The 17,816-nt window shown below is 39.5% G+C and carries 11 protein-coding genes; 2 read left to right on the top strand and 9 right to left on the bottom strand.

All coding sequences use genetic code 11. The annotated features are described in order from the left end of the window. Positions 1–10: 10 nt before the first annotated feature. From ACP3T3_RS01890 to ACP3T3_RS01875, 4 genes are all read right to left on the bottom strand, one after another. On the bottom strand, positions 11–4,813 hold the full coding sequence (locus ACP3T3_RS01890) for an RHS repeat-associated core domain-containing protein (protein WP_426478246.1): 4,803 nt from the start codon (positions 4,811–4,813) through the stop codon (positions 11–13). 19 nt (positions 4,814–4,832) lie between these two features. Beyond that, positions 4,833–6,092, bottom strand: a complete 1,260-nt coding sequence (locus ACP3T3_RS01885; protein WP_426478245.1) for a tetratricopeptide repeat protein — start codon at positions 6,090–6,092, stop codon at positions 4,833–4,835. 5 nt (positions 6,093–6,097) lie between these two features. Next, positions 6,098–8,260 carry a type VI secretion system Vgr family protein gene (locus ACP3T3_RS01880; protein ID WP_426478244.1) on the bottom strand — a complete coding sequence of 721 codons (2,163 nt, stop codon included), beginning with the start codon at positions 8,258–8,260 and terminating at the stop codon, positions 6,098–6,100. A 544-nt stretch (positions 8,261–8,804) separates the two neighbouring features. After that, positions 8,805–10,571 (bottom strand): S41 family peptidase, encoded by a 1,767-nt coding sequence (locus ACP3T3_RS01875; RefSeq protein ID WP_426478243.1) that lies wholly within the window; start codon positions 10,569–10,571, stop codon positions 8,805–8,807. Between the two features lie 320 nt (positions 10,572–10,891). On the opposite strand from ACP3T3_RS01875, the gene ACP3T3_RS01870 reads away from it, so the two are divergent. Both ACP3T3_RS01870 and ACP3T3_RS01865 read left to right on the top strand, forming a co-directional pair. Next, on the top strand, positions 10,892–12,028 hold the full coding sequence (locus tag ACP3T3_RS01870) for a tetratricopeptide repeat protein (protein WP_426478242.1): 1,137 nt from the start codon (positions 10,892–10,894) through the stop codon (positions 12,026–12,028). A 93-nt stretch (positions 12,029–12,121) separates the two neighbouring features. Then, complete coding sequence (locus tag ACP3T3_RS01865) at positions 12,122–12,457, top strand: nuclear transport factor 2 family protein (RefSeq protein ID WP_426478241.1); 336 nt, start codon at positions 12,122–12,124, stop codon at positions 12,455–12,457. Positions 12,458–12,581: 124 nt separating this feature from the next. Here ACP3T3_RS01865 and ACP3T3_RS01860 read toward each other — a convergent pair whose 3' ends face one another. From ACP3T3_RS01860 to ACP3T3_RS01840, 5 genes are all read right to left on the bottom strand, one after another. Beyond that, positions 12,582–13,145 carry a DUF6624 domain-containing protein gene (locus ACP3T3_RS01860; RefSeq protein ID WP_426478240.1) on the bottom strand — a complete coding sequence of 188 codons (564 nt, stop codon included), beginning with the start codon at positions 13,143–13,145 and terminating at the stop codon, positions 12,582–12,584. A gap of 108 nt (positions 13,146–13,253) precedes the next feature. Continuing rightward, complete coding sequence (locus tag ACP3T3_RS01855; RefSeq protein WP_426478239.1) at positions 13,254–14,249, bottom strand: MsnO8 family LLM class oxidoreductase; 996 nt, start codon at positions 14,247–14,249, stop codon at positions 13,254–13,256. 226 nt (positions 14,250–14,475) lie between these two features. After that, positions 14,476–14,640 (bottom strand): bacteriocin-like protein, encoded by a 165-nt coding sequence (locus ACP3T3_RS01850; RefSeq protein WP_426478238.1) that lies wholly within the window; start codon positions 14,638–14,640, stop codon positions 14,476–14,478. A 131-nt stretch (positions 14,641–14,771) separates the two neighbouring features. After that, positions 14,772–16,268 carry a sodium/proline symporter PutP gene (gene putP, locus ACP3T3_RS01845; protein ID WP_426478237.1) on the bottom strand — a complete coding sequence of 499 codons (1,497 nt, stop codon included), beginning with the start codon at positions 16,266–16,268 and terminating at the stop codon, positions 14,772–14,774. Positions 16,269–16,509: 241 nt separating this feature from the next. After that, entirely contained in the window at positions 16,510–17,805 is a 1,296-nt protein-coding gene (locus ACP3T3_RS01840) for an Ig-like domain-containing protein (protein ID WP_426478236.1), read from the bottom strand. Positions 17,806–17,816: the final 11 nt, after the last annotated feature.

Genomic DNA, 17,816 nt, shown 5'->3' with positions numbered 1-17,816 from the left:
TTTAACCTGATTATTGGTATAATTTTCCTATTTCGTCCCAATTAGACAGCATTGTTTTTTCGACAAACCATTTTCCTTTTTCTCCTCTTCCCACATAAACATCAACTAAATATTTATCTCCTATATTGTTTCGTATTCTTTCTGCCATTTGTGGTGATATACCATAAGTACCTGCACCTGCTTTCTGATCACTCAATACATCGTTTATAAACGCTGAAGGGTTTGCCTGTCTTTCGGAAAGTTTTCCTACATTACCGGTAATATTAGTTTTCACTTCAAATACATCAAATTTACCGTCATGTCTTAATCCTACAATATCAATACCCTGGTTGGAAGCATTTTGTACGTGGAAAACTCCACCATCAACATATTTACCACTCTCTTTTAAGCCTGCCATTACTTTATCTTCTCCAAAATTACCTAATCTTTGCGCAAAGGTATCTAGTCCGTAAAGATCATATTGACTTAAACTATCCCAAACATATCCATATAATGTTGGATTTCCTCCATTCAAATCTATGGGATCTTTAGAAATATAATTCCCTTGTTCGCTGTCATAATATCGGAACCGGTTATAATAAAGGCCTCCTAATTCTTCATCTTCATATTGACCTAATTGTCTAAATGGAATAAAGCTGTTATCTCCTTTTAAATTCTTAGTTTTTCCAAATATATTATATTCTGTACTCCAAATTAAAGTTCCATCTTCATTATACGATTGTATTGGCCTGCCAATGTAGTCATTAATTATACTAAATTTTTCTTCATTAATTATTTTCGCACTCGGTACATGACTTCCTCTTTCATACACCCAGGTCACCACATTCTCCACAGGTTCTTTTCCAGCGATGACATTTCCGTTATCATCTACAACCGTTACAGGAACTTCTTCAGCATCATAGCTCCATTCATGCAGAAGAACGTTACCATCCCAAATATAACGAGTTATTTTCTTTAGACCAATTTTTGAGGTTCTTCTTCCGAGGGCATCATACTCAAAGCTTACTTCTTTGCCGTCGGGGCGCTTTACTTTAGCCAGCATTCCGTTGGCATTCCAGGAATATGCCCAGTCTCCGGAGGACCATTCCGGGTTTTGGATTTCTGTTGGGGAATCTTCGTTTACATTGGGTAAATCAGCTCTATCCGGCAGTTTCGGGCTGTTCAGCCAATCTGAAGCAATGGTTTTATAATAAGGATGTGTATTGTTTTGTTCTTCTGTATGTTCCGGTCTGACATTGTTAATTGGCCGCTTACTTTTTAATAATAAATTTCCTTCTTCGTCGTAATGATAAAACCAGTTTTTATCCCGCATCAGCTTGCCTCCTTTATCATAAACACGGTCAGTCCTCCGGGTACTTTCATATAAGCATCCCGTAGCATCCGGATTTTTATATTGCACCTCCCCGTTCGAATATTCTGCAGCAACAAGGCTTCCGAAAGCATCGTAATCAAATCTGGTTCTTCCGCCCGTCACCCTGTCCAGCGTATGCAGCAAACGGTTTCCGGCTCCCCAGTCGTAATCTCTATGGAAGGTGGTATTGGTTCCATTCACGGTTACTTTCTGGCTTACCGGCATTCCGATATGATCAAATTCAAAGGTGCTTTCCACCCCGCCTGACATTTCACGGGAATGCATCTGCCCATTCCGGCTGATCTCAAGATTCATCTGCCAGGGTGAGTACACATCCGGAGTAACGGCGGTTACCGTTTTAAGCTGTCCGAGGTCATTATAAGAATAGTCTACTTCTGCTCCCAGGCTGCTTTTTAGACCGATCAGATTCGCCTGACTGTCATATTCATATTGAATGGTATGCTCACCCTGTTTTTCACTGGTGATCTGCCCTAATTTATTTCTCTGGAAGGCCACACTGCTGCTTTCATTATCTGCTTTAACCAATAATCCCGAGGTATCATACTGATAGGCTTCCCAGGTTCCGTCCGGATAATGGGTCTGCGTTAATCTTCCACCCAGATCATACTCATAAAAAATATCTTTTCCGTGAGGAGTCCTGCTTTGGGTGACCATTCCGTCTTTATCTCTTATAAAGAATTTTTTCTGACCGTCAAAGCCTGTTTCCCCGGTGATTTCGTTATTATAATTTCTTTCAAACTGATAAGTTTCCCCTTTTTCATTGGTAATGCTCATCAGGTTTTCATAAGCATCATATCCGAAAACCAGTGTTTCTTCTTTTTTATGGGAAAGAGCATTCCGGCGGACCTGACGTTTCAGACTTCCCATTGGCGTATAGCTCATGAGCCATTCTGCACGCCCATCGGTAGCATACACCGGAAGATCATAGGCATCATAACGGAGTTTTAACGGGAATTGCCCCTGCTCGTTCACTTCAACCACTCTTCCCATTTTATCCCTGTTCCAAAGGGTTCTGTTCAAAGGTCTCGGACTGAATGCCAGCGGCCTTCCATACTCATCATATTTCCAGTACTGTTCGGCTCCGGCAGTATTGGTGAGCTGGGTAAGCTGCCCTCTGTGGTTATATTTATAATGAGTGATGATCTCTTCCCGGATGCTTTTTTCAGGAACTCTTTCGCCATCTGCATATTCATAGTATACACTTTCTTCTGCAGGATCGGTATAGCGGAGCAGTTTTCCCTCTTCGTCATAGCTCCATGTTTCTGAAGCGCCTGAAGGTGAGAAACGGGCAATTATCTGTCCGAATTCATTATACTGATAATGGTATTCTTCTCCATCCGGAGTATGGAAGATTTTAATATTTCCCATTTCATCGTAGGTATAGCCCTGAACTCTGCCTTCCGGAGATCCTGTCATCTTCAATTCGTTGTGAGCTGTATAATCGTACCAGGTTTCTCCTCCTTCTCCGTCTACCTGTTTATAGATCAGATAATTTTCGTCGTAATAATAACGTTCAGTTTTGTTATGCTGCTTCGGATATATAACTTCTGTAAAACCTTCTTCATCGTTATAACTGAGCCTCCCTTCCATATATCCATCTGCTCCTTTGGTATGTAATACCCTTCCTTTTTTGTCATATTTCCAGCTGTAGCTCATTCCATTTCTGTTGATTCTGCTGACAACACGGTTTTCGCTATCATAACTGAAGACAATGGCCTTTTTATGGATGTCCCAGACATGGGTAAGATTACCGCGCCCATCATAATCGTAGCGAACCTGCAGATCTCTCTGATCTTTATAGCAGTAATAAACCTCCGTTACTTTTTTCAGTTCAGGATGAATTACTGTTTCTATACTGAAACCGCTTCTGACATCTTTTATACTTTTCAGGACAATATTGCGGTCTTCATACTCATATTTTCTGATGGTTCCGTCACCATATTCAATACGGATTACTTTATATATTATTCCTTCTGTTATATGATGGAAGCGTTTGTAGGTATAAATATCTGTTCCTTTACGGACAATCCATATACTTGTATCGGGCCTGTACTGCCAGATCTTCTGATCTCTGAAATACGTCATCTCTTCCCCAATTTCAGGAGCAGGAATCAGCATGGCTATATTTTCGTCAGGATGCATCCACCCTGCCACCCGGTCGTTTTCATCAGGTAAAATAAACAGGTCATGATTATTAAACACTCCGTTTCCTGAGGGTCCGAAATCATAAGGCCTGTCACTGTGCCACATATTCCTCCAGGTTAATGGAGTGCTTCCTTTAATTTCAAAATCATCCCATTCGAAGACCATTGCTCCGGTAGCAAAATTTACGGGCTCAAATCCCCATTTACAAAGCTTTTTAGAGAGTGCCTGGGAAACTTTAAGTTTGCTTAAGGGTCCTTTTTTAAGAACACTGTTATTGAATTTCGTTAAGCCGGCGGCCCCCAGTTTTCCCATTTTTTTGGTTAAACTTCTCATCAGGAACATTCCGGCAAGACGCATCAGCATTTCTCCGGGTGTATAAACATGCGGAACAAAAGCTCCTCCTACCAATACAGGTCCGCCCGTATTGATCTGAATATACATACTTGAAAAATTATTGTAAAAAGCAAAATAAGCTAAAGGATTTTTCTTAGGTTTATCCGGCATCGCAGGCAGCATTGTCATTCCGAAAGGGAGTCCCATACAGGTCAGTACCTGCTGCGGCTGGTTCCCACTCATCTTACTTCCCTGCGCCAGAACAGTCTGCGCTCCGTAATACACTTCTCCTTCATGAGGTGCTTCCTGAGGAAACGGAATAATGTATGCCGGAATAAGTGAAGTAATATGTCTGAATGGTATCACCACTCCCATCACACTTGTAGTTGTAGTCGCCTTATGTCTTCCGTGAACAAATATCGAACCTCCCATCGGAATTTTTTCCGGAAGTGAAGGGAATACGTTTCTTACAAACTGCGGAACGGAAATATTGAACGTAATATAATCCATCACGTCGAAAACAATTCCGATAAACGGATGCGGCAAGGGCAGCGGGATAAATATAAGCGGAGTCAGTGTCCAATGGATATCAATGGCCAGTACAATATCAAAATGCTTGCTTGTATGCTGAATAGCTGTTGAGGTGAGAGCGGGTGTATTAACCTTAATCAGCTTTACTTTGCTTTCCGGGGCTGCTTTTTCTGCAGTGACAGATCCTCCGCCTCCACCACCTCCGCCGGCTCCTTCCTGTGGCTGGTTATTGCTGCCTCTGGTAATAGACTTCACCATAGAAACAGGATTCAGGGACTTGGCATTATTCTTCATTCCATTTTTCCATCCCTGCGTGGTTTTATCCCAGCTTACGGAAGTGACATCTGTATCCACATCCCAGGAAGTTTCCGGATTCATATCCGGTTTGGCCACCTTTATGGTCTTTACTGTTTTTTTATTCTGATCTGCCATGATGTTTTTTAATTTGAGATTAACCTGCTTTTGGCCTTTCTACACTCACCTTCCAGTCATCACCAAAATAACTTTTCATTTCACCGTCCAGGATGTTTTTTTTATCCCTGTTTCCTTCATATTTAATAATCAGCATAGAAGCTACAAATCTGAGACTGCTTTGTTCTCTTGCCCGGGGATCCATTAATTTTGCAATGTCCAGGCATTTTTCAAAATACCTTATGGCTTTTTCTTTTGTGAGGACAGAATCATATAATGTTCCGATGATCCTGTTACATTCAATAGCCATTGCATATTCACCAATCGTCTCAGCAACTTCTGCTGCCTTTTCAAATGCTTTTTCAGCTTTACTTTTTTTTGAATTTCCCAATAAATAGCTTCCATAATTCATATACATCTGAACTTCCAGCGGTGAATTGGGGTCTACTTCCGTAAATATCGTCCGATAGGTATCTTCCGCCTTATCTTTTTTCCTGTCAGCAACATAAGCCTGGGTCAGCATAAAGTAAGCGGAAATTTCTCCTTGTTTATTTTTTTGTTCTTTAGCTAGTTTTACAGCAGTTTTCAGCGCATGTTCTGCTTCTCTGTATCTTCCCTTGCTTAAATGGTTGCTTGCTGTAAGAATCTGCTGTTGAAAATCGGTATCAACACTGTTCTTCTTACGATTGGTATGGGCTGCCGTATTCTGCATCAGCTGATGAATATCCACATTTACCCTGAAGCTGTGTGCGGAGGAGATATCTGACAGTGTTCTGTAACTGTGGTGTTCTGCCCAAACCAGTTTTATTTCTTTATTTTCTGAAGATTCACAGATTCTGCACCATTCTTTCACCCATAAAGACAGCTCTTCCCTGTCGCTGATTCTTAACGGAGCAATGTAGAGGTAGATTTTAGATTCCCGTATATTGGGAAATTTTTTCTTCAGCTCCAGTAAGGGATAGAAAGCTTTGTATGCGTCTGTTTTATAGGATTGATCAGGAATATCGAGTTCCCATTCCGGAATATTTCCTTCGCTTTTTTCCAGCATTTCGTAATATTCTTTCCATTCATCCCATAAAGACTGACCGAAAGAATTCATCCCGTTAAATTCCTGATAATGGAGTAAAAAAATATCGTCCCCGTCTTCATCTTCAGACAGTTTTGATTTCATAAACCCATCAAAAAGATCGGTCTCATGCTTCTCTCCTATACAGATCAGCATAGGTTTTTCTTCGTTCTTTGAAACGACCTTCTGCCACTGTCTTTTTAATTTGACCAACTCCAGATCTACAGGATTCATTAATCTTAGTTCAATTTTACGGTTCCACTTACGATATTGGTCTCACTTCCGCCTCCTATATTGATCTTCTGACCACTGCTGAGATTCGCTTCTGTGTCTCCTCTCATGGAAAGCGTGTTGGTACCAATATCTAAGGTATCAGATTTAATGCCTACTCCCGAGGTAGGTTCGCCGTCTTCAGGCCCTACTCCGACTCCGACACTTGATGTTCCGCCAACACCGATATTAATTCCCTGTACAAATATTTCTTTTCCTTTAATCTGAATATTTCCATCTTTATCCATATAAATAGAACTGCTGCCACAATTCAGGGTAATGGAAATCTTGCTGTCTATGGTTATATTCCCGGCACCATCCAGAAAAACTGAATTTTGATCTTTATCTCTTACCGTAATTCCTCCGCCATCATCCAGACTCATGGTATGGCCGCTTTTGCTGCTTAAGCTTTTGATATTATTTCCGGCACCGCCGCCACCGCCAACTCCTCCATGGAACATTCCTCCCATTACAAACGGGCGGTCAGGATGCTGATGGGCAAAATTGACCACAACCTGGTCTCCTTCTTCCGGAACAGCCATAAATCCGCGGTTTTTACTCACTTTTTCACTTCCACCGCCATCGGGAGTCATTACCCTGATATATTCTGTCGTGGTAGAGCCATTTTGCCAATCAAACTGTACCTTAACTCTTCCCTGGTTTAGAGGATCGGCATTGGAAATTACTTTGGCAAATTGTGCATCTGCTTTTGGAGTATGAAATTCCGGGCGGGGGATAAATCCTGTATCAGAAGCTATTGCCTCAAATGTTCCTGTATAATACCCTCTGGCGTCTACCTCATGAGACATCTCTGTGATCATCAGTTTGGTAAAGTAAGTAGTTTCAGTGCTTTCGGCTTTTCTCATTTCAATATCAGCAATACAGCCGGGATAGAGAAACGGTACCGTTGTAATTCCTGAAATAACAAAAACTTCCGCAGCCTTGCTTCCGGCTGTTCCTTTCTGCGATGTTTCCACGTCCATAAAAGACACTGCTTTTATCGGCGCCACTCTCAGCGATGGGGTTGTAAAAGTTTTTTCTGAAATTTCGTAAGCCCTTTTAGCAATATCTGAGGTATGATTAATCTTCGAATTTCCGGCTGTTAATTTTTCGTTCTTACTGCTGTTGTAACCATAGAATGATGGATTCACGTGCTGTGCCTTCATTTTTATTTTGACATCGCTTACGCTGCTTCCATATGTAAGTTTTACCGGTTTTTCCTGAGGAGGAAGTTTCCCGAAATGCAGTACTTCCCCATCATAATAAAACTGTTCTCCATAGGCTTCTGCAATTCTGGCCAGATAGTTATAATGGGTCTCTTCATATTGGGAACTGTAAGAAACGTTGCCGTGGGCTGCATCTACCCTGAAATCAAAGGTGTTTTGTCCTAATCCTTCTTTGATCACCTGATCTGCTATGCTGTTCAGGCTGATTTCCTGCGCCCCGCCAAAACTCTGAATATGAGGCGCTGCATCTAAAAGGACAGTCGGGCTGGAACCGGTAAGAACAATATTTCCCAGACTCCCTTTTTCCTGGCTGAAACCTACTTCAGTGATTACGCCTACAAAGTTCCTTTCGGGACCGTCTTCAACATCTTTATACCTGAAAATCACTGTAATTCTTTTTCCCAGAAAGTTCTGAGCTTCTTCCAGATTATGGTTTTCTGAGCCTCCCAATGTATCGTGAGCCAGCGTAAGGTCGAATTCATGATGTTTTACAGCGCTTTGTTTTAACTGAAAATGTTTGAAATGCTTGATCACTCTTCCGTCAATCACAATTTCAAGCTTTACCACACGATTGATTCCTGCCACCTGGTTTCCAGGGATCGTACCGGCATTATAAATCCCTGAAGTGGGCTGTTTGGACCATACTTTGTCTTCCACCAAGGTGGGAGGATTAGGCTGCTTAACCTGGTTCATAAACATTTGAGATCCGTTTTGAACCATTCCCGTATAGGCCTGGGCCTGGGCCATTTTTCCTGCAGCTTTCTTAATAGTGCCATTTGATTTTTCCTGTACTTCCTGAGCAGTCCTGGTGACCGCCTGATCTGTCAATGTTTCTTTAAGATTATTTACAACGGGAATTTTATCTTTGGAAACAGGCATTTTGGGTGAATGATCGTCCTGAAACATAATTGTAATATTTTGATTGATTGGGTGTCAGATTTTTTAAGCTAAAATTGATCTGAACAACAAGATCAGATAATTTTTATTATCCAAATTCCATCTATGCTGCAGAATCCGGATATGGAGGTCTAAACAGAGCGATAAAAGAAAAAGCAGAGCAGTGAATCTACTTTATGCCCCCTGTTGAATTTCAAGATTTCTCTTGATTTTATTGTTGTAATCTGCAGATTTTAGTCATTCTTAATTTTTTGTAATTGGATTGGTGATATTACAAAGATAAAACGGTAATGGCTATTCAAAAAATTTTCTATACTTAATCTGAAATTTTGTAGTAGTTCTACGACTTTTCATCAATAATTCCAAAACCAATGATTAAAAAAAACAAACAAATACTTCTATATCAATCATATATTTAACATTTTTTAATACATGAAACCATATAATTTATCACCTTAAATAGAAATACATTAAAATTCATACAACTTTTAACAATATAAGCCAGCTGTTATAACAGCTGGCTTATATTTACATTTAAATCCTAAAAATCTTTTTATTGTTTTCTAAGTTCAGATACTTTTTTCATGTAAACGTCGGTCTGATCCAGAAATTCCTGATCAGTCTGCTGTATGGTAATGTGAGGAATGATTCCTTGACCTCTTTTCTGATCCGGAAGGTTCTGCGCATCCTGAATTACATGAACAATAGAAAATCCTGTCTGGATCCCGGTATTGGGAAGTTCATACACCAGCGGAAGATGGCCGTTATGTTCGTAATAACCTCCTACAGTTTCTTTTCCAATTACCACAGCATTGGTATAAGATTTAATCAGGGAAGCCAGATGTGAAGCTGCCGAAGCTACCCTTTGATCTACGAGCAGGTAAAGCTGCCCTTTAAAAGTTCTGTCATTGGGCAGGACAGATGGGTTTTTGTCATCTGCCCAATAATATTTTCCCTGGATATCTTTTGGGTAAAGCTGTTTCAGGTAAGCATTCAGCCCACGTTTGTCCTGTACTCCATTGGAAAGAAAAAGAGGTGTAATGACCAGTTTTTCTTCCATCGGAACTTCATTGAATTGAGTATAAGCATAATGACTGTCACGGAAAGGCCTTTGTGTAAGATAGGAAAATACTTTTTCATAGAGAGCTCCTGTACCTCCGGTATTTCCTCGGAGGTCTATAATCAAATTTTCTATTTTCTCCCGTTCAAGGGTATCCATCATCTGATCCAGAAAAGCACTGAACTTTTTATAGGCGGGATCTTCTTTTCCGGTTGCAAAGTCAAATCCTCTCAAAGACAATCTGTAAATGCCTTCTCCTTCTTTGCTAAAACTATATTTTTCAGACATCAGCTTTTTGTCAAAAGCAAGAGAGTATCTTGTATCCTGAAGTTTTTTGAAGTTTTCCAGGGGTATTCCAGGCAGGGAAATTTCCTTTACAGCTCCATTCCATTGATAGCTGATGACATACTTTTTGTGGGTTCCGAACTCCATATAGAATTTATCCAGCATTCCTCTTTCAAAGCCTGTCGTTTCCTTGTAAGGCATAGAATATCCGTCAGAAAAATAGTATTGGGAAAAACGGCTGATCATCTCCTTTGTCGGAACTCCGTTGATGGAAAGAATTTCGGCACCAAGAGGTACGGCTGTGTCTTTTGAATCCTGAAGCAGGCGTCCATCAATATTCTTTAGGGTGATGGGTAAATATTCAGGTTTCTGAGTGAGATAATACGAGGCATGATTGGGTAAATCTGTATAATTATGACAGCTTCCTTCAAATCCTGTAAGTTTAGCAATGATTTTATAGAAATCAAAAATAGTTTTACTGTTTCCGGCTTCTTCTTCTGCCTGCTGGTAAATGCTGTCTATTTGTTTTCTGCTCCTATACACATAGAGTCCGGAATTTGCTTTTTCCCGGATAGAACGGAATGTTCTGAGATCTTCTACAAACTGATCCGGAGTGAACTGACCATTCAGAACAGATACGTTTTTGGATTCAGTAATAGAGATTTTGGCTGTTTTACTTTTTTCAAGATAAGATTTCGCCCAGATCTTCAGTTCATATTTTTTTCCTTTTTCAGGAGTAAAGTACAGGCGCTCCATACTTTTTATTCCTCTGGAATCATCCTGTTCTTTTATTTTTTTCCCATCCATGAATAAAGCAATTCCCAGATTGGCATCACCGGACTGTACTGAAATCCATGAGGGTTTGTGAGACTGTGGTAAATATTTCAGGGTATCTCCCGGTTTAAGCTCTGAATCGGACTGTGCATATGCACTGTTTAAAAACAGTAAAAAAGGAATGATAAGAGGTCTGGCCATTATTATTTTTTGAATGGGCTAATATACAAATTAACCTCAATCGATTGAAAATTATTCAGCCATTAACCGTGTATACTATAATTTTACACTCCTATTCTGTTCTTTATATGCATAAAATTCATAAATCTGTATTTTTTATATACGGAGTTAAATATTTCCAGAAAAAACCTTTTCCCGGCAATGCTTATTAATACAAAAAATATAATAATTAAGATTTTTGGGGTTAACAGAACTCATTTGTAAAATTAAAAAATCCCCAATAAGTGATTCTGAAATTTGGAAGCTTAATAAATAACCAATATTTTAGTTAAAAAATAACCATGATGAAAACAGGAATCTGTCTGTGTATTATTCTATCAGCCTTTAATAATATCGCGGCTCAATCTGCAAAAATTGATGCTGAAAAACTTCTTGAATATTATGAAACACAACATTATGCTGATGCTGCCAGCTATCTGCAGAGTATATATCCCGGGGATACTCAGGATGTAAAAGTTCTTTCGCAGATTGCCTATTGCAACATGATGGCCGGTAAACTGCCGGACGCAGAGAAAAATTATCAGAAAATCAATAAGATTCAACCGAACAACCTGCCTACTCTGTTCAGTTTGGCCGGTATTAATTCCAGACGGGGAAATGTTTCTGATGCCAAAGCTTATCTTCAGCAGATCATCCAGCTTGACAGCCTTAATTTCAGCGCTTATAAACAGCTGGCTGCCTATGCTGATACGCCTGAGATTAAGCTCAGGTATCTCAAAAAGGCCAATATTCTTAACGCTACCGATCCTGATGTGGCTTATGATCTCTCGGCAACTTACATCGGTCTCAGACAATACCAGCCGGCTTATGATGTTTTGAAAACTGCTATCGCTGCTGATACTGAAAACTTTACTTTACAACAGGCATTACTACCGGCAGCCAATCAGTTAGCCAAATATCAGGAAGTGATTGAAATTGGTGAAAAGCTCCTCAAAAACCATGCTGATGTCAATGTAATGAATGACATGGGGCAGGCATATTTTTATGTAAAGGATTATCAGAAATGCATTATGCTTTACAAAATACTGGAAGACATGGGAGTACAAAATGAAGGCACATTATATTATATGGCACTGAGCTATCGCGAACTGAAAGATTACAACAATGCTGCCATCTATGCACAAAAAACTATTGATGAAGCTGTTTCAAAGCATACCACGCTCTACTATGCGGCACTGGCAGGTATTTACGAAGCTAAAAACCAGTATAATGAAGCTGTAGCCGCTTATAAAAGAGGATTGACTTTTGGAACCAGCACTATTATTTATTACCGCTTAGGTCTTCTTTATGATCTCAATCTGAAACAGCCCAAAAATGCGGTCTTATACTATCAGATGTATCTTAAAAACAGTCCGGACCAGGAGAAGGAAAAAGACCAGATTGCTTATGCAAAAGGAAGAATTCCTGTTTTAAAATAAATTAAAAAAACATACATCCATTTTGTGATTATAGTCACAAGTAGAACATTCGGTAATCCGTTAATTTTGTATTCAACAATAAAAAACAACATTATGGACAATACAATTCAAAACACTGCAGAACAGTTTATTCAATACCTGAATGAAGAAAACTTTGACAAGGCAGAAAGCTGTCTTGATCCTGATTTTAAATTTATCGGAGTACTGGGAAAGAGAGAAGGAGCTTCTGTTTATATCCAGGATATGAAGAAGATGAAGTTTAAGTATGAAATTCTCAGGACTTTTACGTCCGGTGAAGATGTATGTTTCTGGTATAATATCGATATGGGAGAAAAAACAATAGAATCTTCAGGGTGGTATCATATACAAGGTGGAAAGATCCAAACTTTAAAAGTCCTGTTTGATCCCAGACCTCTGCTGGATAAGTAAAAATAACCCGTATTGGGATTCGTGAAGTTTAAAAAGGCGTACAAGGACGTTGAAAGATAGAAAACAGGGCTGGAAGTTGTTATATTACAGCTTAAGTAAAAATCCTCTTCCTTATTCAACATTTTTAAATCCAGCCTGTTTTTTTTCGCCAGACCATATATCCAATATCTTTGTTATCAATTTCCGGAATGTCTTCAGCTTCCGGAATTTTGTTGATTTCTGTCTCGGAAAGTGCCGGCAGATTTACGATTTCACGTGCTTTGTTTAAATTTTCTTTACTTTCTACGGGATAAATTGTTCCTTCGGCGGTCCACTGTGTCCCATATTTCTGAGGTTTGCTCTGAAAAACCTGAATACGGTCATATAAATAAGCTTGATGTATAGGGTTGATATCATTGCTGTTCTCTTCCATCAAGGCATAGCATGCTTTCATAAATTCGGGCTCACCGATAGCGTGCTGAATAATCAGCCATGCAGCATCACTTGCTTTTTCGCCTACTTTTGAGGGCGTAGGGTAACCAATTCCTGCTATAATTTCACGGAGCCGTTTTGCATTGGCCTTATGAACATTTTCCATTTCGGGATGATAAGTTCCGGCTAATTCACCTGCCTTAAGCAGTTTTTCTCTGACAGACAGGTCTTTGCCCGCCATTTCGATCAGTTCTTTTTCAAAAGGAAGATTTTTCATATTATAAATAATAATTGATAAATAATGAATGCTGAATATTCTGCTTCATAGATTTGAATTATATTATAAATAAACTTCATAGCATAACCGAAATTCATACTGTGGAGTTTATCTGTTATTTCTAATGATGTTTTTATAGGTGCTGATACGATCTTCTTCCCGGTGCATATTGCATAATATGAGGAGATCATCCGTATTGTATTTTTCTGATACTTCTTGTAATCTCTCGCCAACCGATTGTGGTGTTTCTACAATAATCCTGTCTAAAACAGTAAAGAACTCCTCTTCATCTTTTGTTCCCAAAACCTTCTGCTCCACAGCTTCAGAAGAGAGCACAGCATTGGGGCTTGCCAATTGCCGGGACTGTAAAAACTGATAGGCCATTCCGTAGGCATTCCGTCTGGCTTCTTCAATTTTGTCTGCTACCGATACAGCCACTGCAACCTGCAAAGACGGCTGGTGAAAATACTGTGCCCTATCGAATTCTCTGAGATAGGCATCCGTATTTTCGCTTCCATTCCCGCTGTTCATAAAAGCGGCAAAAGAATATCCGACTCCGTGCTTTGCGGCTTCTGTGGCAGACGTCAATCCTGAACCCAGCCACATGATTTCGGGAATATGCTCTACATGAGTTGGCTGTGCAATAAGTCTACCATACATACCCTCTCGGTCTGTAATGAATTGAATGATTTCCTCCAGCTTTGTTTCCATATTGGATAAAATTACCGGCTTATGATTATTCAATGCCATTACAGCATCTTTTAATCCTCCGGGAGCTTTTCCCAGTCCGAGAATAAAGCGTCCGGGATATAAGGTGGACAGCATTTTGGTCCATTCCGCAATTTTATAGGCAGAATAATTTCTCATCATGATACCGGCCGTTCCCACTTTGATCCGTTCTGTTTTACTGAGGACAATTGCCGCTAAAAGTTCAGGACTCGAGCTGGCATAAGCTTCCACTCCATGGTGTTCGGAATACATAAGGCTGTGAAATCCTGTTTCTTCAGCCAATGCCGCAAGAGTAAGACTGTTTGCCAGGGCAGATGCCGCATTGCTGCCCATTACAGCAGGTGACTGGTCTAATATGCCTAATTTCAGCTTCATTTATTCTAAAAATTTGAAGTGAAGTTATGAAAAAAGCTTATGCAGTAGTGAATATAGTCTGATTATTCTGCGGTTCTGGCTTGAACACTATAACATAGTGACAGCCATCACAGGCCCAATTGGGTCTTATTATTTTGCATATTAAAAAAGAGAAACTGAAACAAAGCTTTAGTATAAAAAAAACAAAACCTTCCATGTTACGGAAGGTTTCTTTATCATAAAATGATTATGCACATCTGATATCAGCACAGCCGCCACCGCCGCCGTTGCCGTTTTTGTAGTAACATAATGTTGTAGCGCAGCCACATGCTATACACTCACTTTCTGCTGCCGGACGGCCTCCTGTGATTGATTTTAAATTTTGTCTCGCGATTTTCTTTAGATTTTTCATAATAAATAAGTTATTAGTTTGAAACTGCAAAGTAGTAAAAAATCGTAAAACATCTTTAATACAGATTGTTAAAGAGTATTAAATTTGAAAACTTCTTCTAGATTTAAAAGTATTTATTCACAATGTCTATTTTATTCCTGCATGATCCTTTTGACTTCATTAAATTCATTTTCAATAACCGGATCAGGCTTGTATGTTGATAATGAAACAATCACGTTGGTTAATAAAGAAAGTGTAAATCCTGGGATGATCTCGTACCAGTCTTTCAGGGGATGCTGAAGATACACCCATGCCAATACAGTAATTCCTCCGGCCATCATTCCGGCAAAACCTCCCTGCCATGTTGTTTTTTTCCATAAAAGAGACAACAGGATCAGCGGTCCGAAAGCAGCACCAAAACCAGCCCAGGCATTTCCTACGAGATTAAGAATACTATCCTGAGGATTCAATGATAATAGTACCGCAATTACAGCTACAAATAAGACAGAAAGTCTGCTCGCCATAAGTAATTGCCCGGAAGTTGCCTTTTTATTCAGAAAAGCTTTATAAATATCTTCTGTCAATGAGCTTGAAGTCACCAGAAGCTGGGACGAAATAGTACTCATTACCGCTGCCAGAATTGCCGTAAGTAAAAACCCTGCAATAAACGGATGAAATAATATCCGGGAGAAATAGATGAAAATAGTTTCCGCTTCTGTCTTTGAGGCGTCAAACTTCATCATTGTATCAAGATCGAATTTTTGCAGATAAGCAATTCCCACCATTCCTATGGCCAGGGCTCCTGCAACTGTAAAGATCATCCATGTAATTCCGATTCGTCTTGCCTTAATCAGATCTTTTGGCTTATCAATCGCCATAAAACGTACCAGGATATGCGGCTGGCCACAATACCCGAGCCCCCACGCCAGTAAAGAAACAATACTTACCGTTGTTGTTCCTCTGAACAGGTCCAGATACTTAGGGTCTTTTGCTTCAATCAGAGAAAATGTCTCTTCCACGCTTCCGATCTGGGTAATCGCAACAATAGGTACTATGACCAATGCCAGCACCATGATGGTGCCCTGCACAAAATCGGTAAGGCTTACCGCCAGAAAGCCTCCTAAAAAAGTGTACAATACGACAACCAGGCTGGTGAGCAACAGCCCCAGAGTATAATCCATACCGAAGGCTGATTCAAACAATTTTCCTCCGGAAACCATTCCTGCTGAGGTGTACAATGTAAAAAATACCAGAATAAAAACAGAGGAAGTGATCTTCAGCAGCTGGTTTTTATTTTTAAACCTGTTTTCAAAAAATACGGGCAGTGTAATGGCGTTCTGAGCTACCTCGGTATAAATTCTGAGTCTTGGCGCTACAATTATGTAATTAAGATAGGCTCCAATCGTTAAACCTATCGCAATCCAGGAGCTGGAAATTCCGGATAAATACATCGCACCGGGTACGCCCATTAAAAGCCAGCCGCTCATATCAGCAGCCCCGGCAGACAATGCTGTAACAGCAGCTCCCATTTTTCGTCCGCCAATTAAAAATTCTTCCGAATTACTTGTTGATTTTCTATAAGAATATATGCCTATACCTATCATTAATAACAGATACAACCCCACAGAAATCCCTTCATATACTTGCATATTACTATTTTTATGAAGCCGAATATACTCATTTTTCCAAAAAAAACCAGAAATTACTCCATAAGACCAATCATAGAATCGTATCAAATGCAACAGATTAATGTTGATTCCAATATTCTTAATTTTTTGACCAACATCCTTATTTAGATCATGCCGAGTTTTCTTCCTATCTTAAAAAGGATATGATAACAATCATTGAAGCTGTATAGCTGAAGCTGATTATTGTTCATCTATAATCAACCTATTTATTCCCCGTTTTAAATTTTACAAGAAATGTCTCATTTTTCAGAGAATAGCCTTCTTTGGATCTGAAACCTTTATCAGTAAGTACAAATTCATATTCTTTGTTGGGTTTAAGATCTACCCCCAGAATCAAAGTTTTGTTATTATTTTCCATCCCTATAACTTTGGTGATCGGCATATATTCTTTTCCTTTATCGGAAAGGTTGAAAGAATAATATCCGGGCTCCATTTCTTTTGAAAAAGTAATTCGTATTTCTTTTGTATCAGGGTTTACATTTAGAGATCCGTTTGCCGGATCTGTTTTTACAACCTCGGGCGACATCTTACGATATTCCTTCATCAGATCACTTGTTTTTTCTTCGAAAAACCTGGACTGGGTCAGGAAATCTTCAACAGCTTTATCATGATCGTAGTTCAGTCCGATGATATCTTTAATCGCCTGTTTTTTATCTTTTGCATTCCGGTAATATGATTTACAGATTTCATATCCTACATAATATCCTAAGTCTGTACTTTCTCCTTTCTGTCTTCCATTATACAGCCAGTTTGTAAAATTTCCGGTAAACATTTCTTTTTTAAACAACGCTTTAATTTCAGCTTCATGAGCTTTTCCATAAGAGAAATATTTTCTTTCCAAAGGCTTATTCATGACCAGCTCGGCAATAAAGTCGCACGATCCTTCTTTTATAGATTGGCTTAAAACCCTGCCGCGGTCTCCGGTCTGCTGCGTATGGATATATTCATGGATATTCAAAGAAACAATATGATCCAGAGACTGCTTTGCAAAAACACTTTTCAACCAATCATCTTTGAATTCTGATATATCGGTAGACGGAAGTCCGGTAGCCAATTCAGCCCCTACCAGCACCATATCTCCCTTCACTGTTCCTCCGGAATTGAGGCCTCCAATGGTAAAATACATTTCTGCTTCTTTAAGTTCAGGATAGATTTCCTTAAGCCTGACAACACTGGCTTCCAGCTCTTTAATTTTAGTCTTTATCGTGAGGGTGTTCGGCCTGACCGAATTCCAGAACTTAGGATACTTTTCTATATTATTTACAAACACAGTATCATCATAGTCTCTGGCATTCATAAAAGCTTTTAAACCCTGGGTTGCTTTATCGGTATAAAGTGTTTTGAGAATATCCAGTTTTTGAGAATACTCTTTTGTCTTTTGAATGCTGTCATAGGCTGTCCAGAAGTTATCAATATCTGAGGTAAAAATTTTAGTTGATTTCTGTGAAAAAGCACTTGTAAATATAAGCGAGAGAATAATAGTCGAAATACGTCTCATGGTTGTTTTTA

The organism is Chryseobacterium sp. CBSDS_008, assembly GCF_049959325.1.
Taxonomy (GTDB): domain Bacteria; phylum Bacteroidota; class Bacteroidia; order Flavobacteriales; family Weeksellaceae; genus Chryseobacterium.
This window is presented reverse-complemented; position numbering and strand designations above follow the sequence as displayed.